15 protein-coding genes are annotated in these 21,650 nt (G+C 33.3%); 1 reads left to right on the forward strand and 14 read right to left on the reverse strand.

The genetic code is table 11. The features are described from left to right. Positions 1 to 53: 53 nt before the first annotated feature. The 3 genes from EV142_RS15880 to EV142_RS15890 form a co-directional block, all read right to left on the reverse strand. Entirely contained in the window at positions 54 to 1,166 is a 1,113-nt protein-coding gene (locus tag EV142_RS15880; protein WP_132036827.1) for a FecR family protein, read from the reverse strand. Positions 1,167 to 1,256: 90 nt separating this feature from the next. Then, positions 1,257 to 1,868, reverse strand: a complete 612-nt coding sequence (locus EV142_RS15885; protein ID WP_132036828.1) for an RNA polymerase sigma factor — start codon at positions 1,866 to 1,868, stop codon at positions 1,257 to 1,259. A 253-nt stretch (positions 1,869 to 2,121) separates the two neighbouring features. Beyond that, the gene (locus EV142_RS15890) at positions 2,122 to 4,725 is read right to left on the reverse strand and encodes a DUF7619 domain-containing protein (RefSeq protein WP_132036829.1); all 2,604 of its coding nucleotides are present in this window, start codon (positions 4,723 to 4,725) and stop codon (positions 2,122 to 2,124) included. Between the two features lie 149 nt (positions 4,726 to 4,874). On the opposite strand from EV142_RS15890, the gene EV142_RS15895 reads away from it, so the two are divergent. Further along, positions 4,875 to 7,979 (forward strand): T9SS type B sorting domain-containing protein, encoded by a 3,105-nt coding sequence (locus EV142_RS15895; RefSeq protein ID WP_132036830.1) that lies wholly within the window; start codon positions 4,875 to 4,877, stop codon positions 7,977 to 7,979. A gap of 65 nt (positions 7,980 to 8,044) precedes the next feature. On the opposite strand, the gene EV142_RS15900 is transcribed toward EV142_RS15895, so the two are convergent. From EV142_RS15900 to EV142_RS15950, 11 genes are all read right to left on the reverse strand, one after another. Next, a complete protein-coding gene (locus EV142_RS15900; protein WP_132036831.1) occupies positions 8,045 to 10,573 on the reverse strand; it encodes a T9SS type A sorting domain-containing protein in 2,529 nt (842 codons plus the stop codon). 10 nt (positions 10,574 to 10,583) lie between these two features. Next, entirely contained in the window at positions 10,584 to 13,181 is a 2,598-nt protein-coding gene (locus EV142_RS15905) for a DUF7619 domain-containing protein (protein ID WP_132036832.1), read from the reverse strand. Positions 13,182 to 13,304: 123 nt separating this feature from the next. Further along, entirely contained in the window at positions 13,305 to 13,733 is a 429-nt protein-coding gene (locus EV142_RS15910; RefSeq protein ID WP_132036833.1) for a hypothetical protein, read from the reverse strand. A gap of 170 nt (positions 13,734 to 13,903) precedes the next feature. Beyond that, positions 13,904 to 14,776 carry a succinate--CoA ligase subunit alpha gene (gene sucD, locus EV142_RS15915; RefSeq protein ID WP_132036834.1) on the reverse strand — a complete coding sequence of 291 codons (873 nt, stop codon included), beginning with the start codon at positions 14,774 to 14,776 and terminating at the stop codon, positions 13,904 to 13,906. Between the two features lie 84 nt (positions 14,777 to 14,860). Continuing rightward, positions 14,861 to 15,100: a hypothetical protein gene (locus EV142_RS15920; RefSeq protein ID WP_238698731.1), complete on the reverse strand. Its 240-nt coding sequence runs from the start codon at positions 15,098 to 15,100 to the stop codon at positions 14,861 to 14,863. 124 nt (positions 15,101 to 15,224) lie between these two features. Then, complete coding sequence (locus EV142_RS15925) at positions 15,225 to 16,154, reverse strand: UDP-3-O-(3-hydroxymyristoyl)glucosamine N-acyltransferase (protein WP_132036836.1); 930 nt, start codon at positions 16,152 to 16,154, stop codon at positions 15,225 to 15,227. A 135-nt stretch (positions 16,155 to 16,289) separates the two neighbouring features. Beyond that, a complete protein-coding gene (gene efp, locus EV142_RS15930; protein ID WP_132036837.1) occupies positions 16,290 to 16,856 on the reverse strand; it encodes an elongation factor P in 567 nt (188 codons plus the stop codon). 146 nt (positions 16,857 to 17,002) lie between these two features. Continuing rightward, positions 17,003 to 17,788, reverse strand: a complete 786-nt coding sequence (lpxA, locus tag EV142_RS15935; protein WP_132036838.1) for an acyl-ACP--UDP-N-acetylglucosamine O-acyltransferase — start codon at positions 17,786 to 17,788, stop codon at positions 17,003 to 17,005. 72 nt (positions 17,789 to 17,860) lie between these two features. Next, positions 17,861 to 19,249 carry a bifunctional UDP-3-O-[3-hydroxymyristoyl] N-acetylglucosamine deacetylase/3-hydroxyacyl-ACP dehydratase gene (locus tag EV142_RS15940; protein ID WP_132036839.1) on the reverse strand — a complete coding sequence of 463 codons (1,389 nt, stop codon included), beginning with the start codon at positions 19,247 to 19,249 and terminating at the stop codon, positions 17,861 to 17,863. Continuing rightward, on the reverse strand, positions 19,242 to 20,285 hold the full coding sequence (gene lpxD, locus EV142_RS15945; protein ID WP_132036840.1) for a UDP-3-O-(3-hydroxymyristoyl)glucosamine N-acyltransferase: 1,044 nt from the start codon (positions 20,283 to 20,285) through the stop codon (positions 19,242 to 19,244). The genes EV142_RS15940 and lpxD overlap by 8 nt, the downstream gene beginning before the upstream one ends. Before the next feature lie 39 nt (positions 20,286 to 20,324). Beyond that, a complete protein-coding gene (locus EV142_RS15950) occupies positions 20,325 to 21,554 on the reverse strand; it encodes an HD domain-containing protein (RefSeq protein ID WP_132036841.1) in 1,230 nt (409 codons plus the stop codon). Between the last annotated feature and the right edge of the window lie 96 nt (positions 21,555 to 21,650).

A 21,650-nucleotide genomic window follows, 5' to 3' on the forward strand; every position in this document is an offset into this window, starting at 1 on the left:
ACTAGAATATGCAGTAAGTACAGTACTGATTCTATACTGGGGTCTTCAAAAAATTAATTACACCCTTCAGATGTTATAATAATCTGATTTCCATTCATCTCAAAACTGGTATTATTGCCGATACTTCGACAGACAATTTTTAGTTTTTCGGTGAGGGGCTGATCACTTAATGATGTGGTAAGATGACAATCCTTTAATTTTTCACGGGGGTAATCAATATCAATTAAGTAGGCCTGCTCTATCGTCTCAAAGATTTGAGAAACAGGAATGTCGGTAAATTCAAAACTCAATTGCTCAATATTACCAACACTGCTGGTGAGTGTTTCATCCTGGGTAATATTGGTGATTTTATTAAAAGTTAAATCATGCCTTACAAATCGCAATGCCTGATTAGGAAGCAAAACGACTTCCCGATCGGATGATGACACTAACTCATTGGATTTTACCTTAACTTTACCGGTGCGAACAAGAACTTCAACATCAGGCTGATCGGAATAAGCTTTCACTCTAAAACTAGTTCCTACGACTTTTGTGACGATTTCGTTTGCGTAAACGAAGAAAGGCTTTTTAGGATTTTTACTAATTTCAAAGAAACCTTCGCCGGACAAATACACCTTTCTTTCGTTTCCGGTAAAGATTTTAGGGTAACTTAATTTACTATTGGGCTGTAATAAAACCGAACTTCCATCGGATAATGTAATGATTTGCGGTTTATTGGAATTATTGGTCTGTTCTACCAATCCTTCACTGTTTTTATCTATAAGCTCTTTATAAGTTACAGTTTCATGGGCTTCACTAAAATTGTTTTTGTAAAACCAAACCGACAGTAAGCAAAAAAACAATGTTGCTGCAACTCCGGAAAGAAAATATTTCTTAAAGAATCTTAGTTTGGTATTTTTACGGATATCAATTTGCTTTTGGCTGTTTTCAATTTTGATCCAGGTATTTTGCAACGCTCTGTGAATATCCGAAGCTGATAGTTTTGACTCCGGCACTTTCATGGCAAGCAATATCAATCTGGCATCTTCAACCAATTTCGCACGCTGTTGATTTTCCAGAGTCCATTCTTCCCAGCCCTCTTCATCAACTTTAGATAAGATCCAGGCCTGGAATGATTCATCAGATAAAAAATCTTCAATTTCGGTATAGGTGTTACGTTTTTGCATCTGTAAAATGAGGTTACAAAAACATAGAGGACAGCTCTCTTATTGTATACTCACCAAATTGTGATTTTTTTTATTCTTTTTTAAAAAAAATTAAAAAGTACCTGAAGATAATAGTGTAATTAAGGATAAAGTACCTTTCCATTCTTTACGAAGCGTCAGTAAACCACGGTACAACAAATTACTTGCCGACTGATAATTTACTTCCAGCATATCGGCGATTTGCTCTACCGTCAGACCCTGATGGTACTTAAGATACAGCGCTTCTTTTTGTCTCGGTGGCAGATCATTCAGTAAATTATTCAAATGGGCAACTTTTTCTTTTGTTGCATAATCATCATCGTCTATAAGCTCGTGTTCTACCGAAAATTCCAAACGAAAAGCGATAGAATCGGTACTGGTAGACTTTCGAAAAATATGATCTCTTTCGTGCAAACGGGCAATTCTTTTACGAACACTTGATAATAAGTAGGCTTTTACAACGACAGAACTTTGCAGTGTTTTTCTATATTTCCAGACATCGATAAAAACTTCCTGTACACAATCCTGTACTTTTTCCGAATACGGTGACAGTGAATTGCCATAACTCACTAAATCACTAAAATACTTTTCAAATAACGTAGAAAAGGATTTTTCATCACTTTCCCTCATGTTATTCCAAAGAGTAATATCATCAAAAGTGTTTTGTACAGTTGTGGTTTTCATAATTTATTTTGGCGCAGAATTCTTAAAAAAGATATTTTTACTTAATACAGAGAATACAGTTTTTTAACATTATTCATTGTATTTGTGCGATAAATATATAAAAGCAAATATATAAAACCAATTTTTTTACACAAAAGAGACAGTTTCCTAACTTGGAAAACTGTCTCTTTTGTTGATTTAGCTGGCTGCCTGAGCGAATGTTAAAATTATTATTATTTAAAAATGTCAGATTTTATAACATAAATTAGCAGCATTATTTTTTAATAAATTTTACGGCCGAACTTCCTTTGTCTGTTTTTACTTTTAAAATATAATTGCCTGTTCTTAAATTTGAAACATCAATTGAAGAAGTAGCATGGGCATTGGGAACAGCAATAACTAATTGTCCCAAAATATCATAAACGGCCAATGCTCCTATTTCTAAATTATTCTTCGACGCAATATTTAAAACATCCTTAACCGGATTTGGATAAATACTGAAGTACTTTGAAAATTCAAAATCCGGAGTACCTAAAGTTTTAAAAGTTGACGTTGCCTTGTTGGTTAAAATCGGGAAATTATAATCAAAATAAATATTCGCTTCATTAGTAAAAGAGTCCCCTGTTTTTAAAGTCGGCAAAGTTTTAATTTTAAAGGCAATATAACCGTCATTATTAGCATTGTCAAAAGGCAGATTTATTTTTTCAAAAATAAATTCGACTTTATTTTCACCTGAAATCTTAGTGATATAAGAATGACTTTCGTCAGTGGGAACCAAAGTCGAAAGATCAAACTTTGATACATCAATCAGGTCTTTTACCACAATATTTTCAGCAGGATAGGTTCCTGTATTTTCAAAACGAATTAAATAATGAACATACTCTCCTATTAGTTCTGGTTTGATGACATCACCTTCCAGACACGTTTTATCATTGGGATCATAAGATCCTACAACGGTTTGGCGCAGGGCAAAAGAGTTGTCGACCGGTTTTTCATCATCCGCGATTGGCAGGATTAAGGTATTAAAACTCAATCTGTCATTAATATTTACCGCAGGAGTTTCCATTGGCGAATTGACATTTAGGGTAACTAAAATTTCTCTGCTTTCAAAAGGCTGCAAGTTTGCATACTCCCAAACCAATTTGTTTGTTAGCTCACTTGTGATTTGAGGAACCGCAGCTATAAAATCTAACACCCCATCATTAAAATCAAATGAAACTGAACCTGATTTTACCTGGTTTCCTTTGTTTTTATAAACTAATTTATAAGTAGCATCAAATCCTGGCCTTGCCGGAATTAGTGGTAAAAGAGTTACCTCCAAATCCTGATGATCCCCGTTTGGAGTGACACAGAAATTTTGAACAAATGGGCTTGCAGCTCCCGGAAAGGTAATTGAAACTGATTCAGGCGAAACTTTAAAATAAGCGGGGTTTTCAATAACCGGACTTATAGTATGAGTTCCCTCTCCTACTTGTAATTCATAATTCCCGGAAGAGTTTGCAATAATATTGGAGGATTTTACTCCATCTGTAATTTTATATTTTAAATTAGGCAGCTTAATATCCGATTCGTCACAGTCATTATTATTACTGTCAAACTTATTAGTCCCCTTTAAAGTATAAAAAACACCACCCGGAGTAAAGGAACAATAGGTGTTTACAGAAAAAGGATATGGCGCACCATAACTTGGAAACAAGAAGTCAAGCTCGTCCTCATTACAACATATATATTTTAAATTGTCATTGCTGTAATATTGATAGTTGTATTTCCTGATTCCATTTTTTTGATTAACAAACAGAAGGTTATTATTGTCTATATGTATATTAGCTAATAACGGACAAGAACTGATATCTAAATTTTCTATTTTATTAAAACTGATTGTAAGCCATTCAAGCTTTTTTAATTTATCTACTTCAATAGAAGTTAAATTATTGTAATTACAGTATAATCCTTTAAGATTAAGTAACTCATTTACGTCAAGGGCGCTTAGTTTATTATTATTACAGCTTACATTTTCGAGACTGTTTGAATTTTGAAGATTCAGTATTTGGAGTTCATTGTAATTTACATCTAAATAGGTCAGACTTTTTAAATTTGAGGCATCTAATGCTGTCAATTTATTAATCCAGGCATCTACGTGAAATAAGCTGTTACAGCCAGAAATTTTTAACGAGGTTAATTTATTATTATAGACATTTATTTTTTCGAGTTTTGTTAAACCGCTTACATCTAAGGATATTAATCCACCTGTACTCATAACAACCTCTTTTAAATCTTTGCAGGTCGTTAAATCTAAGGCAGTGAATAAATTACCACTTGCAAATAAGGTCTTTAATTTTAATAAGCCGCTTACATCTAATAAGGTTAAGTAAGCGCTGTCTGCTTCAACAGTCTCTAGTTTTGTAAAACTTCTTAAATCTAAAACTCCAAAATTAGTAGAACTGCAATTTAATGAGGTAAGATTAGTGCAGCCTGTAAAATCTAGATTTTTTAGATTATAATTTGCCTTGCAATTAAAATATTGAAGCTTAGTAAGCGCACTAATATTTAGACTTTTTATATCATTATAATAAACACTTCCTTCATTACTTAGATCCAGATCATTTAATTGGGTAAAATTTTCTATTTCTGCCAAGTCGGAAATTAGAGAATTACTCAAATTCAGTGAACTTACATTTTGTGCTTCTGATACTTGTATTTCGTAATCTCCATTGAGATCAATTTTACAATAATTTCCTTGTAAGTCTTTTGCAATTGTATTGGAAGTATTGGCCTGAATTAATTTTGTTTTAAAATTAGAATCTTTAAATTGAATTACTTGCGCGTTTACTTTAACCAATAAAAAAAAGGTAAATAAAAAAAAGTAGTTTTTCTTCATAAGATGTTTTTGAAGAAGTAAATATAGCATTTTAAGTAACAAAGTAATTCTTGCCAAAATATTTTATTACGAATTTATTAAGAAAACTAAAATGTGTTCATTTCGTTAATTATATTTGCTTCTGTAATCTGATTCCCTTAAAATTATAAATGAAAAAAACACTTTTTGTGCTTCTGATAGTACTAACTTCAAACCTTGCAAAAGCGCAGTTAGTCATTGATAATTCAACCTTAACTCCACAACAATTAGCTCAAAATATATTACTTGGACAAGGAATTAATATTTCAAATATTAAGTTTAACGGATCGGCTGCTGCTACAATAAGTGATCAGATTGCCCTGTTTGATAATGGCGCAACAACAAACATTGGCATCAATAAAGGTTTAATTTTAAGTACCGGAAATGCAATTATAGCTAAAGGCCCAAATGATCAGGGACAGGCAACTCTACCAACATCTAATCCGGTTCAGGGAGATCCCGACTTATCAATTTTAACTAATAATCAGCCCATACAGAATGCAGCTGTTCTTGAATTTGATTTTGTTCCTGTTGGAAATAAACTGACTTTTAATTTTGTTTTTGCATCTGATGAATATCCGGAGTTTGTAAATGATTCCTATAATGATAATTTTGGATTTTTTATTGCCGGACCCGGAATAACGGGACCATATTCGGGAAATGCAAAAAATATTGCCCTAATTCCCACAACATCTTTACCTGTTTCAATTAATAATTTAAATAACGGCAATTCAAATAGCGGCCCCTGTGAATATTGTCAATATTATGTAAATAACGATAGCGGTACCACTATACAATATGATGGATTTACTAAAGTTATTCAGGCCGTTTCTGATGTTCAATGTGGACAGACCTATCATATAAAACTTGCAATTGCAAATGTTCTAGATAATAATTATGACTCTGCCGTATTTATAGAAGGTGCAAGTTTTAGTTCATCGGGAATTAATTTAGGCGCAGATTTACAGATTTGTTCCGCAACTAATTATACTTTAAAAACAGGACTAGACGCTTCCGTTGTGCATGAATGGACATTTAACGGAGTCGTGATTCCACTTCAGACAGGTCCTGAAATTACAGTAAATCAGTCCGGTACTTATGGCGTAAAGGCAACTCCGATCGGAATAGGATGTCCTGTTTCTGATGAAATAAAAATACAATTTAGTACTGTCATGGAGCCGTATCTTTATTGTGGAACAAAAACAGCAAACTCAATTACTTTTGATTGGTTAGCTTTAGGATATGCAGAATTTTCTGTGGCCTATAAAATTGGAACTAACGCCATTGTAGATGTTGGATTTCTTGGTAAAGTATATTCCTATACGGTTCAAAATGTACCCCATGGCGAAACGGTTACAATAACTGTTACTCCTGTAGGAACACCTGCAGAATGTTTTGGTCCGAACTCAATTTCCTGTATATTGGACACTTGTGTATTAACGCCCACGATCACTAACAGTCAGGGGCCAACTTCCCAGCAAACTTGTGCAGATACAATTGTTTCTGATATGAGTTATACGATTGGCGGTGGAGCGACAGCTGCTTCTATAACTTCAGGAAGTCTGCCAGATGGCGTAACAGGAACTTTAGTTGGGAATGTTTTTACCATTAGCGGAACGGCAACTTCATCGGGAACGTATAATTTCACCATTACGACCTCCGGAGGATGCGGTACCAATGCATCCGTTAACGGTTCTATTGTTATACTTGAAAGAACCCTACCCAGCTTTGCCCCGATTAATGCCATTTGTGAAGGTGGGAATTTTATGCTTCCATTACAATCTATTAATGGTATACCGGGAACATGGAGTCCTGCGGTTAATAATTTAACAACTACAGAGTACACCTTTACGCCCAATTCCGGACAATGCGCCACTACTACTAAATTAACTGTCGCTATAAATCCAAAGACAGTTCCGGTATTTACTGCCGTTGCACCAATTTGCGAGGGAGAAACTATTGTTCTTCCGGCCCAATCAAATAATGGGATCACCGGAACCTGGACTCCTGCTATAAATAATATAACGACAACAGAATATACTTTTGTTCCAAGTTTAGGAGAATGTGCTGCTACAACTAAATTAAATGTAACTATAATCCCGAAAACCAGCCCTGTATTTACCGCGATTGCTCCAATTTGTGAAGGCGAAACAATTGTACTTCCTTCACAATCAGACAACGGAATTCCCGGAACATGGACTCCCGCAATAAACAATTCAACAACGACTGAATACACGTTTACCCCAAATTCAGGGCAATGCAGCACTACTGCAAAATTAACCGTAAGCGTAAATCCAAAGACAATTCCACTATTTACCACTATCGCACCAATTTGTGAAGGAGAAATTATTATGCTTCCGGTACAATCAAATAATGGAATTGTAGGAACCTGGTTACCGGCGATCGACAACCTTAACACTACCGAATATACTTTTACTCCGGCTAATGGCCAATGTGCAGCAGCGGAAAAACTTACCGTTACAGTTTATGCCAAGCCACAACTGAAAATTGAGGATGGAAAAATTTGTATTGAAAACGCAACAAATAATCTCATTCAACCCTATCTTTTAGATACACAGTTAAATAATTCATTGTATAATTTTGAATGGTTTTTGGAAGCAACTAAAATCGAAAATCAAAACAATAGTACATTAGAGGCAAAAGAAACGGGCCATTACGCTGTAATTGCAATCGATAAAAACACCAATTGTATTTCAGATATTGCAGAAGCGATAGTGACAAGTACTAAAACTGATTCCGGCGAAATAACAATCGTACAATCTGAATCCTTTTCCGAAAATTCAACTATAACGATAAATGTAAAAAATGCTTCAGGAATTTTTGAATATCAAATCGACAACTCCGATTTTCAATTTTCAAATCAATTTACGGATGTGGCTTCCGGAAAACATAGCATAACGGTTAGAAGCGTAAATGGATGCACTAATCTAACTAAAGAAATTATAGTAATAGGATATCCTAAATTCTTTACGCCAAATGGTGATGGCCATAATGATACCTGGAATATTATTGGTTTTGATGGAATACAAAATGATCGGATTTTTATATTTGACCGTTATGGAAAATTGTTAAAGCAACTCAATTCTAAAGTTTTAGGATGGGACGGAACATACAACGGATACCAAATGCCTGCAACTGATTACTGGTTTAAAATAATTTTCACCGAAGACAAAATTGAAAAAGAATTTAAATCTCATTTTACTTTAAAGAGATAAAATTATTGCACATAAAAAAGGAGCCTGAAATTTTCAGGCTCCTTTTTTATGCATTTAGAGTTCTATTAAAATTTAATAAACTTCGAGCTTGAAGTTCCTTTATCGGTTTTAATTTTCAGGAAATAATTACCCGTTCTTAATTTTGAAACATCTATTGTCGAAACATCTGCAGCATTTGGAACTGCGATAACCAATTGTCCCAATACATCATAAACCGCAATTGATTTAATAGTGGCATCATTTTTTATAGAAATAATGTTTAAAACATCTTTTACCGGGTTTGGGTAAATATTAAAATACTTCGAAAACTCAAAATCCTGTGTTCCTAGAGTTTTAAAGGTAGAAGTTGCTTTGTTGGTGAGAATCGGAAAATTATAATCGAAATAGATATTGGCTTCGTTGGTAAACGAATCCCCTGTTTTTAAAGTTGGTAAAGTTTTGATTTTAAAAGCGATATATCCGTCATTATGTGCGTCATCAAATGGAAGATTTATTTTTTCGAAGATAAATTCTACCCTGTTTCCCTCCGAAATTTTGGTTGTATAAGAATGACTCGCACTTATTGGAACTAATGTCGAAATATCAAACTTTGATAAATCGATCATATCTTTTGCAACAATATTTTCTGCCGGATAGGTTCCTGTATTTTCGAAACGAATCTGGTAATGAACATATTCTCCAATTAATTCGGGTGTAATCACATCACCTTCAAGACACGTTTTATCGTTTGGGTCATAAGACCCCACAACGGTCTGACGCATAGCAAAGGAGTTATCGACTGGTTTTTCATCTCCCGTTACAGGAGTAATTAGAGCATTAAAACTCAAGCGGTCATTGATATTTACCGCAGGAGTTTCCATTGGTGAATTAACATTTAGGGTTACTGAAATTTCTCGTGTTTGAAATGGCTGTAGGTTTTCGTAATTCCAAACTAATTTATTTGTGTCCTGACTTGAAACAAGAGGGCTTGCAGATACAAAATCTAATACAGAATCATTAAAATCAAAAGTGACTGATCCTGACGTAATTTGGTTTCCTTTGTTTTTAAACACTAATTTATAACTCGTATCAAAACCTGGTCGGGCAGGAAGTATGGATAAGATAGAAATTTCCACATCCTGATGCTCTCCTTTTGGTGTAACACAAAAATTTTGAGTAAATGGACTTGTTTCTATTGGAAAAGTCGTCGTCGCAGAAGTTGGTAAAACTTCAAAATAATCCGGATTTTCAAGGATTGGTGTTATAGTTTGAGTTCCCTCTCCTACTGGAATTGAATAATTACCGGATTCGTCAGAAATTATATTTCCCTTCAGAGTTCCATTAGTAATATTAAAATTTAGATTTGGAAAGAAAATATCATCTGTATCACATCCATTTTTGTTACCATCAAATTTACTATTACCTTTTATTGTATAAAAGGTACCGCCTGGAGTAAAACTACAATATGAATTTACTACACAATTAGTAAAACCTGAATAACTCAGCATTTGTGTAATAGAATCGATCTGACTATCATCTACACAGATAAATTTTAAATCAGGATTATTACCAAATATAAGCTGACTATCTGGGCTTCCATTCTTTAAATTAAGATAAATTAACTGATTATTTCCGCAAAACAAATCATAAATATATTCAACGCCTGATAAATCAAGATTTGTTAATTGATTGTTCTCACAATGTATAAATAACAGTTTACTTAAGCCTGTCAGATCCAATTTTTCTAAATTATTAAAGCCACAATACAAATAAACTAATCCTTTTAAAGGTGTCAGATCTAAACTTTTGAATTTATTATTTACACATTTAAAATTAATCAAATTAACTAATCCTTTTACACTTATATCTGTTAATTGGTTTTCATTACAAAGCAGGGTTCTTAGATTAACTAATCCATCCAAATTTAAATTTGTGAGCTTATTATTGTCGCACACAAAAGTTTCAAGGTTTATACAACCGGAAACATTCACACTAACCAAATTATTAAAGTCGATTTTTAAATATTTTAAATTTAATGCACCAGAAACATTCAATTCAGTTAATTGACTGTTATCACAAAATATGTATTCCAGATTAGTTAAGCCGGTTACATTCAACTTCTGCACATTACTACCGGAGCATTTCAATGACTTAAGTTTTTTTAGTACTCTGAAATCAAGCTCATTTAGCAAATTATCATAGCAATCAAGGGTTTCGAGATTTTCTAATCCTTCTATATTCAAATTTGATATTTTATTACCGGAACAATAAAATTCCTTTAAATTTTTTAAACCTGGTAAATCTACTTCTGTTAATGAATTTCCAATACATTGCAAAATTCGAAGGTTTTTAAAATTTTCAACTCCTTTTATACTGGAAATGTTAAAAAAATTAACATTTATCTCGTAGACATTTAAAGCTTCAGCTATTTGAATTTCTCCATCACCATTAATATCGATATTAATTTTTTCTCCATTTTGATTTAAAGCGATGTAGCTATTATTATTTGATTCTAATAGTTTATATTTAAAAGTAACATCTGGAAAATATATAGTTTGAGCCTGAGAGGTTGCATATAAAAATAAAACGAATGTTAAAAAGTATAGTTTTTTCATTTAAATGATATTATAATTTAATAAACTTCACACCAGAAGTTCCGTTATCAGTTTTTATCTTCAAAATATAATTACCCGTTCTTAATTTTGAAACATCTATTGTGGAAACATCGACAGCATTTGGAACTGCGATAACCAATTGTCCCAATACATCATAAACCGCAATTGATTTAATAGTGGCATCATTTTTTATAGAAATGTTTAAAACATTTTGTGCCGGATTCGGATAAATATTGAAATACTTCGAAAACTCAAAATCCTGTGTTCCTAGAGTTTTAAAAGTAGAAGTTGCTTTGTTGGTGAGAATCGGAAAATTATAATCAAAATAAATATTGGCTTCATTTGTAAACGAATCCCCTGTTTTTAAAGTCGGCAAAGTTTTAATTTTAAAAGCGATATATCCGTCATTATATGCGTCATTAAATGGAAGATCTATTTTTTCGAATATAAATTCTACCTTATTTCCTTCTGAAATTTTGGTTGTATAAGAATGACTCGCACTTGTGGGAACTAATGTCGAAATATCAAACTTTGATAAATCGATCATATCTTTTACAACAATATTTTCTGCAGGATAAGTGCCGGTATTTTCGAAACGAATTAAATAATGCACATATTCCCCAATTAATTCAGGTGTGATCACATCACCTTCAAGGCATGTTTTATCGTTTGGATCAAAAGAACCCACAACGGTCTGACGCATAGCAAAGGAGTTATCGACTGGTTTTTCATCTCCCGTTACAGGAGTAATTAGAGCATTAAAACTCAAGCGGTCATTGATATTTACCGCAGGAGTTTCCATTGGTGAATTAACATTTAGGGTTACATTAATTTCGCGTGTCTCTAAAGCTTTTAAGTTGGTATAATCCCAAACCAATTTATTGGTCGTTTGATTGGTAATGGACGGGCTGGCAGCTACATAATCCAAAACAGCGTCATTAAAATCAAGTGTAACAGAACCTGATACCGTTTTATTTGCTTTATTTTTATAAACAATTTTATAAGTGGCATCGAAACCGGGTCTCGCCGGAACTGTCGATAAAATAGTAATTTCTATATCCTGATGCTCCCCTTTCGGCGTAACGCAAAAGTTTTGAGTAAACGGACTTGTTTGTGTTGGGAAAGTTACTACTAAAGATTCTGGGGAAACTTCATAATAGTTTGGGTCTTCCAGAATTGGTGTTATGGTATGAGTTCCTTCACCTACGGAAATTGAATAATTACCGGATTCGTCAGAAATTATATTTCCTTTTAGAGTTCCATCAGTAATATTAAAATTTAGATTTGGCAATTTAGTATCTGAAATATCACAGCCATTATTATCTGAGTCATACTTTTGATTTCCACTGATGGTATAATAAGTACCGCCTGGATTAAAGGAGCAATAAGAGTTTACAATACAATTATATCCTAAATTGTTAACTCTATTTTGAAAATCCATTACTTCAATTTCATCTGCACATATGTATTTTAACGTTGGATTGAAATTAAAAAAATAGTAATAATTATATGAAATACCATTCTTTATATAAAGGCTTTTTAATTTATTAAAGCTACAATCTAATTGCGATAAATTTTTACAATCTGAAACATCGAGACTGATAAGCTGATTGTCAGTACAATCAAAAACCATTAAGCTTTCGCAATTTTTTAAATTTACAGATGATATATTACTATAATTAAAACGTAATGAGAAAAGTTTTTTATGTCCTGAGAGATCAATAGAAGTATATAAATTGCCTCCACATTCTAAATCTTTAATATTTTGATTTTTTGATATATTAAGAGAAGTAAGAAAATTTTCTCCACATGCAAATGTTTCAAGATTGAACAATGCTGAAACATCTAGTACATCAAGTTTGTTTTTTCTGATCTTGAAATATGATAATTTACTCAAATTTGAAACATTGACAGTTTTTAAGTTATTACTACTACAATCTAAAGTCATTAGATTACTGATACCTGAAAAATCAAGTGCTTCAATTTGATTCTCATTACACTTTAAATCTATTAATTTATCTAAAAAAGGAATTATTAATATTTTTATTTTGTTTTGACTACAATCAATACTTTCTAAATTTAATAATCCAGTAGTATCTAAATTATAAAGTGAATTTTGCAAGCAAGTTAAAACCTTAAGATTTTTACAATCCGAAATATCTAAACTTGTAATACTATTAGAATAACAATCTAACTTTTCTAAGCTTGTTAATCCTTTTAAATCAATACTCTCAATTTTACTTCTTGAGCAAACCAATTCTTTTAAATTATTTAAACCAGAAAGATCCAAAGATGTCAAATAAGAATCTGCACAATAGAGATAAGTTAAATTTTTAAAATATTTAATACCTGTCAAATCATATAAAGGCAAACTAGTTGAACCAATGATATTTAAACTGTAAACCTTTGAAGCTTCATCTGCATCAATCTCTGTATCATTGTTTAAATCAATTTTCATTGGATTATTATTAATGTCTTTCGCAACATTATTTGTTTCATTAGCTTGCTGTAATTGAGCTTTGAAAAGAGCCCCCGGGATATTAATAATTTGAGCATTAACTGAAGATAAAAAGCAAAGAGCTAATAATAGAAAGTAGTTTTTGGTCATATTTTACATTTATTTTTGGTCTATAAATATATAAAGTCAAAAAGTCAAAACCTAACACTTAATAAAAAAAGCCTCACTGAAATTAGCGAGGCTCTTATATATTTTACTTAAAAAACAACTTTTTTAAAAAGCAACATTCCATCTTGGCAATTTACCATTTTCATCTAAGAAATTTTGCAAAACCTGTCCTTCAACAGTAGTTGGAATTCCTTTTACTTCAGCAGTAAAAGTTTCATACCAAACCACTTCAAGTGCGGTAATCTCTTCTAATTTCATTTGTGCAGGCCAGGAATATTTTCTTCCTGTTTTAGCAAACTGTTGTCCGTTTACGATTTTATCGTATAAACCACCGTTTTTACTTTTTAAAGTTCCATCGTTCTGAACAGTTCCTGTAGAACCTACCATGATTAATTCTTTTGCATCACCTTCAACAGCATAGACAACAAAAATTCCAGCACCCGCTTCCGGAGCATTACAAGTTTGTTCTAAACTATCTTCAACAGTAAAAGTAAAACTATTGCTTACTTTAAATTTTTCTAATTCTTTGTACATATTTCTTTTGTTTTATCACTAAGGTTCTATCCCGATAGCTATCGGGACTGAGGAACTAAGTTTCTAAGTGTTTATTTAATTTTTTTAAACAACATAAACGAAGAAAAAGCTCCATCTTATTTATTCAACAAGACGGAGCTTTTGGAATTTGTTATTTAAAACATTGGAAATTAACCCAATACTTCTTTTACTTTTTTACCAATTTCAGCTGGTGAATCAACAACGTGAATTCCGTTGTCTCTCATAATTTGTTTTTTAGCAGCAGCTGTATCATCAGAACCACCAACAATAGCACCTGCGTGACCCATTGTTCTACCAGCAGGAGCAGTTTCTCCGGCGATAAAACCAACAACTGGTTTACGGTTACCATCCGCTCTTACCCATTTAGCAGCATCAGCTTCTAATTGACCTCCGATTTCACCAATCATGATGATAATTTCAGTCTCAGGATCGTTCATTAATAATTCAACAGCTTCTTTAGTTGTAGTTCCAATAATTGGATCTCCACCAATACCGATAGCTGTAGTAATTCCTAAACCTTGTTTTACAACCTGGTCAGCAGCTTCGTAAGTTAAAGTTCCTGATTTGGAAACGATACCAACTGTTCCTTTTTTGAAAACGAAACCTGGCATAATACCAACTTTAGCTTCTCCCGGAGTTATTACTCCAGGGCAGTTTGGTCCGATTAATCTGGAATTTCTTTCTTTCACATAATTATTTGCTTTAATCATATCTGCTACAGGAATTCCTTCTGTAATAGCAATAATTACTTTAATTCCGGCATCAGCAGCTTCCATAATTGCATCAGCAGCAAAAGCAGGCGGAACAAAAATGATAGAAGTATCAGCTCCGGCCTGATCTACAGCATCTTTCACTGTATTAAAAACCGGACGGTCTAAATGGGTTGTTCCCCCTTTTCCAGGTGTCACACCACCAACAACATTAGTACCGTACTCAATCATTTGAGAAGCGTGGAAAGTTCCTTCGCTACCTGTAAATCCTTGAACAATTATTTTGGAATCTTTATTAACTAAAACACTCATGATATATATTTTATGTAGTTTTTAAAATTGTGATGCAAAAATAAGGTTTTGTAATGTATTTTAACCTTTTTGTCATCAAAAAAATTAAGAAAATTGACTCATTTGATAACCGCGATATAATTTATCGTCTTTAATCTGCCAAATGGTAGAAAAATGAGCTAACAACATTTCTTCTCTCGGATTTTCAATGGTCTTAACGTAGTGGGAATACCGTATGGATACTAAATCATCTTCGGCAATAATATGACTGATTCTGACTTTTGAACGCACATAGGCACGACTTAATTCATTAGCCATAGCCAACATGGAGTCGTTGTCGAGCATAATTAGGCCCTTCGTACTATTCCATTCCAGTATAACTTCAGGATGTAAATACGCTTTCATGATTTCGCTGTCAATCAAGGCATCCGACTTATAAAACTTTTGAACAAATTCTTTTATAGACATATCACTTCAATTTATTTAGAATTTCAGGAATCTTTTTGATATTGGCCAGTTGTTTTAATTTTTCTCTTGATTCTTCGATTGGGGTTCCGAAATAAGATTTTCCTCCTTCAACCGATTTTGTAACTCCTGTTTGTCCCATAATAACAGCCTTCGCTCCTATGGTAATACCGCTTGTTGTACCCACTTGTCCCCAAATCGTTACTTCATCTTCAATCACAACACATCCGGCAATACCTGTCTGTGAAGCGATTAAACATTTTTTCCCTATTACAGAATCATGTCCGACATGTACCTGATTGTCGATTTTAGTACCTTCTCCGATAGTGGTATCTCCGGTAACGCCTTTGTCAATAGTACAAAGTGCACCAATGCCAACATTATCTTCAATTACAACCCTTCCTCCTGATATCAACTGATCGAAACCATCGGGACGTTTTTTATAATAGAAAGCATCAGCTCCTAAAATAGTTCCGGCGTGAATAATTACATTATCACCAATCACAGTATGGTCATAAATGGAAACGTTGGAATGAATCAAACAGTTCTTTCCGATTTGTACATGATTACCAATAAAACTATTGGGCTGAATAACAGTTCCTTCGCCAATAACTGCAGAAGCGGAAACGGCTACATTAGCAGATTGAAAAGGCTTAAAATGTTTCGTCAGGGTATTAAAATCCCTGAAAGGATCATCAGAAATTAAAAGAGCTTTACCTTCCGGGCAATCTACTTTCTTATTGATCAGAACAATAGTTGCAGCCGATTGTAAAGCTTTGTCATAGTATTTGGGATGGTCGACAAAAACAATATCTCCCGGTTCAACAACATGTATTTCGTTCATGCCTGAAACTGGAAAGTTTTGGTCGCCTATAAATTCGCATTCAAGCAAATTTGCAATTTCTTGTAAAGAATGAATCTTTGGAAATTTCATATTTTATAATTAGAAAATTTGTCAATTAGAAAATGTGTCAATTAGAAATATGTCAATTAGAAAATAAATGTATTCAATTTCTGCTTAAGCATCAATTTTCTAATTGACTCATTGACAAATTATCCAATTAAAAAACTACTCTTTTACACGCTCCATGTAATTCCCTGAAGCAGTATCGATTTTAATTTTATCACCTTCGTTAATGAACAACGGAACATTTACATTTGCTCCTGTTTCTACCGTAGCAGATTTAGTAGCATTGGTAGCTGTATTTCCTTTAACTCCCGGTTCAGCATATGTAACTTCAAGAACTACAGAAGATGGCATATCTACTGATAAAGGCAAATCAGTTTCAGTATTCACCTGAACCATTACACTTGTTCCTTCTTTCAACAATCCCGGAGCATCCAGGATATTTTTATTCAAAGAAATTTGCTCAAAAGATTCTGTATTCATAAAATGAAATTCATCTCCTTCAGCATATAAAAACTGATAATTATGCGTCTCTACACGCACATCGTCTATTTTATGTCCTGCAGAAAAGGTATTGTCCAATACTCTTCCTGTAGTTAAACTTCTTAATTTTGTTCTTACGAAAGCCGGTCCTTTTCCAGGTTTTACGTGAAGAAATTCAACGATTTTATAAATATCATGATTGAATTTAATACACAATCCGTTTCTAATATCTGATGTAGATGCCATTTTTTTTTATTTTAGATTTAAGAGTGTAGATTTTAGATTCTTATTAAGAACCAAATCTTCTATATTTTTTATACTATTTTTTAATTTTATTATGCGTTCAGAAATCTAAAATTAGAAATCTATCCCGATAGCTATCGGGACTAAAATTAATAGTTTCCTGAATAACCTTTCATAATTCCTCTTGATGAATTTCTGATAAAATCCAGAATCTCATCTCTCTCAGGAGTCGCTTCCATTTCCGCTTCAATAATACTTAAAGCTTGTGTTGTATTGTAATTTTTTTGATAGAGAATTCTGTAAATTTCCTGAATTTCTCTTATTTTATCTGTACTGAAACCTCTTCTTCGTAAACCTACAGAATTGATTCCAACGTATGATAATGGCTCTTTTGCTGCTTTTGTAAATGGCGGAACATCTTTTCTTACCAAAGAACCTCCGGAAATCATAGCATGATCCCCAATATGGATAAATTGGTGAATAGCAGCCAAACCTCCAATTACGGCATGATTACCAACTACTACGTGACCTGCCAGTGCAACTCCGTTTACAATAATAGCATTGTTGCCAATTTCGCAATCGTGTGCAATGTGGGCATAGGCCATCACCAGACAATTGTTTCCTAAGATAGTTTGTCCCGAGGCAACTGTACCTCTGTTTATAGTTACACATTCTCTGATCGTACAATTGTCTCCAATAATTGCCAAAGAATCTTCTCCACCAAATTTTAGATCTTGTGGAACAGCTGAAATAACTGCCCCCGGAAAAATATTGCAATTTTTACCAATTCGAGCACCTTCCATGATGGTTACATTTGAACCAATCCAGGTGCCATCACCAATAATAACATTATTGTGAATTGTTGTAAAGGGCTCAATTACAACATTTTTAGCGATTTTAGCGCCAGGATGAACATAAGCTAATGGTTGATTCATCTGTATTTTTTATATTTTAAATTAAAATAATCTAATTTGGGCAACAAACGTAAACAATAAAATTGATTAATATTATTGTTTTCTTGCAATTTGAGCCATTAATTCTGCCTCAGTTACTAATTTTCCGTTTGCATATGCATTTGCCTGCATGTGACAAATTCCTCTTCTTATTGGAGAAATCAATTCACATTTGAAAATTAAAGTATCACCAGGCAATACTTTATGTTTGAACTTAACATTATCTATTTTCATGAAATAAGTTAAATAATTTTCAGGATCCGGAACAGTGCTTAATACTAAAATCCCTCCTGTCTGAGCCATTGCTTCAACAATTAAAACCCCTGGCATAACCGGTGCTTCAGGAAAATGCCCTACGAAGAAATTTTCATTCATAGTTACATTTTTCATTCCCACCACATGACTTTCAGACATTTCAATAATTCTGTCAATCAACAAAAAGGGAGGTCTGTGTGGCAAAACGGCCATAATTTTATGAATATCCATCAGGGGTTCCTGATTTAAGTCATAAACCGGTACGTGATTTCTTTGCTCAATTTTAATAATCTTTGCCATTTTTTTGGCAAACTGAGTATTTACATAATGACCCGGTTTGTTTGCAATGATTTTACCCTGAATTCTTACTCCAATTAATGATAAATCACCAACAACATCAAGCAATTTATGTCTTGCTGCTTCGTTTGGATAATGCAACGTAAGATTGTCCAGAACACCATTTGGTTTTACTGAAATTTTATCTTTTCCAAAAGCTTTCTTTAAATTTTCCATTGTAGCATCAGATATTTCTTTATCTACATATACAATAGCATTATTTAAATCACCACCTTTTATTAATCCGTTTTCTAATAAAGATTCTAATTCATGTAAAAAACTAAAAGTTCTTGAATTAGCAATTTCGTCTTTAAAATCAGCTATACTTTTCATTGTTGCATTTTGGGTACCTAAAACTTTAGTACCAAAATCAACCATTGCAGTTACCTGATAATCATCACTTGGCATTACAAGAATCTCGCTTCCGGTCGTTTCATCAGTAAAAGAAATCACTTCTTTTACCACGTAAACATTACGTTTACCATCTTGTTCTTCGATTCCTGCTTTTTCAATAGCCTCTACAAAATATTTTGAAGAACCATCCATGATAGGTAGTTCTGAAGCATTTAATTCTATAATAACATTATCCAGGTCACAGCCTACTAAAGCAGCTAAAACGTGTTCCGGAGTCTGAATTTTTACACCTAATTTTTCTAGATTGGTACCTCTTTGTGTATTAACAACATAATTAGCATCAGCCTCAATGACTGGTTGGCCTTGCAAATCTATTCGCACAAAAGTGAAACCGTTATTAATTGGAGCTGGTTTAAAAGTCATTGTAACTTCTTTTCCAGTGTGTAATCCAACGCCTGTTAGTGAAATTTCATTTTTGATGGTCTTCTGTTTAACCATTATTTCCATTTTTTGGGTTTATTATTTGTTTTTTTAATTCTTCCAGTTCGGCTACGATTTTAGGTAAGTTTTTAAAATGAACATACGATTTATTAAAATCAGTATAGCCAAGTGATGGTGTTCCTTGCAAAATCTCATCATCTTTAATGTTTCTTGCCACCCCGGACTGAGCCTGCAACCTCACATTATTACCTATAACCAAGTGGCCTGCAATACCAACCTGCCCGCCAATCATACAGTTTTCGCCAATTTTTGTAGAACCGGCAACTCCCGATTGGGCTGCAATTACCGTATTTTTACCTATTTCTACATTATGGGCAATCTGAATCTGATTGTCTAATTTTACTCCTTTTCTAATAATCGTAGAACCAAGAGTTGCTCTGTCTATTGTAGTGTTAGCTCCAATATCTACATTATCTTCTATAATAACGTTACCAATCTGTGGCACTTTACTATAAATTCCCTCTTCATTTGGCACAAAACCAAAACCATCTGCCCCTATTATAGCACCGGAATGAATCGTACAATTGTTGCCAATTATGGTCTCTGAATATATTTTGGCGCCTGCAAAAATATATACATTATCCCCAATAACAACATTATCTCCGATAAAACTGTTAGGGTAAATTTTTACATTATCACCTAAAACCACATTTTGACCCACATAACTAAAACTTCCTAAATATAAATTTTCTCCATATTTAGCTCCTTCAGATATAAAAGACTGTGCTTCTATTCCGTTTTTATTCAATTTTACCTGATTATAAAACTCCAAAAGTTTAGAAAAAGAGGCATACGCATCGTCTACTTTTATTAAAGTAGTAGTAATCTCGGCCTCTGGTATAAAGCTATCGTTAACAATAGTTACTGATGCTTTTGTAGTATATATGTAGTTGATATATTTGGGGTTAGCCAAAAATGTAAGCGATCCTTCTTCACCTTCTTCGATCTTAGATAAGCGAGAAACTTCTGCATTGGGATTCCCAACAACTTCTCCTTCTAAAATCCCTGCTATTTGTTCTGCTGTAAATTTCATTGCGACAAAAATATAAAAAATAGATTTTAAATGTTAATTTTAGATAAGTTGTTTTGGAAAACAGATGTAATATTTTGTCACCAGTTTAGATAATGATTTCAAATTCAGCTGATCAGAAGCTTCAACAACATCTTCAATTGTTTTATCTTTTTTCAAAATTCGTATCGGTTCCGCTTCTTTGCTGTAAGCCTGATTTTTTATTTTTCCTCTAAAAATAAAATAACCCGCTTCTAACAATGTAATATGATGTTCTTCTGCAAATTCTTCTTTTAAGGACTGGGATTCTTCCATCGGGATTTTTTCAGCACTAAGTTTAATCTTAAGTAAATCCCTGTTAATGATCATTTTACTTAAAGTAGAAAGGATAAAATCATCTTGCTTTTGCCAGGCTTTCAATGCGCTGATAATATCAAAATCGTCCAGTTGTGAAAACAAATCCAATTTTTCAGCGTCAAAATCTTCCAGCGTAATTTTGTTTTTCATAAAATACAAAAGAGGTTCACTGCAAGGCAGATTCACCCCTTTTAGCGTCAGTTCTTTGGCTCTCTTTAAAACTTTCATCAGAATTAATTCCGCTACCAGACTTGTTTTATGCAAATAAGCCTGCCAGTACATCAATCTTCTTGACAGCAGGAATTTCTCTACAGAATAAATCCCTTTTTCTTCAATCACCAGGACTCCGTCCACGACATTCATCATCTGAATCAATCGCTCGGAATTGACATTTCCTTCTGCAACACCGGTGTAAAAACTATCTCGTTTCAAATAATCCATTCGATCCATATCTAACTGACTTGAAATCAATTGCAACATGAATTTCCGGTGATAATCTCCTTTAAAAACCTGAATGGCCAAACTTAGTTTTCCCTCAAATTCATCATTCAGCTGATTCATAAACAACAATGAAATAGCTTCATGATTCACATCTTCTACAATACTTTTTTCCATTGCATGCGAAAATGGCCCATGACCAATATCGTGCAGTAAAATGGCAATATATAAAGCATTCTCTTCTTCTAATGAAATGGCAACTCCTTTAAAACGAAGTGTTTCTATCGCCTTTTGCATTAAATGCATGCAGCCTAAGGCATGATGAAAACGGGTATGATTCGCCCCCGGATATACCAAATAAGACAATCCCATCTGAGAAATACGGCGCAAACGCTGAAAATACGGATGCTGAATTAAATCGTAAATAAGCTCGTTTGGGATGGAAATAAACCCGTAAATAGGGTCGTTGAATATTTTTAACTTATTAATTTGAGTCACTATTTGGTTCTTTTTTAGGTCAACAAATATAAGTAAATAACTATAAAGAGTTTTCGGTTTTTGATTTAAAATGACGGCGTTACATAAGAACAGCTT

The sequence above is a fragment of the Flavobacterium circumlabens genome, from assembly GCF_004345565.1.
In the GTDB taxonomy this organism is placed as follows: domain Bacteria; phylum Bacteroidota; class Bacteroidia; order Flavobacteriales; family Flavobacteriaceae; genus Flavobacterium; species Flavobacterium circumlabens.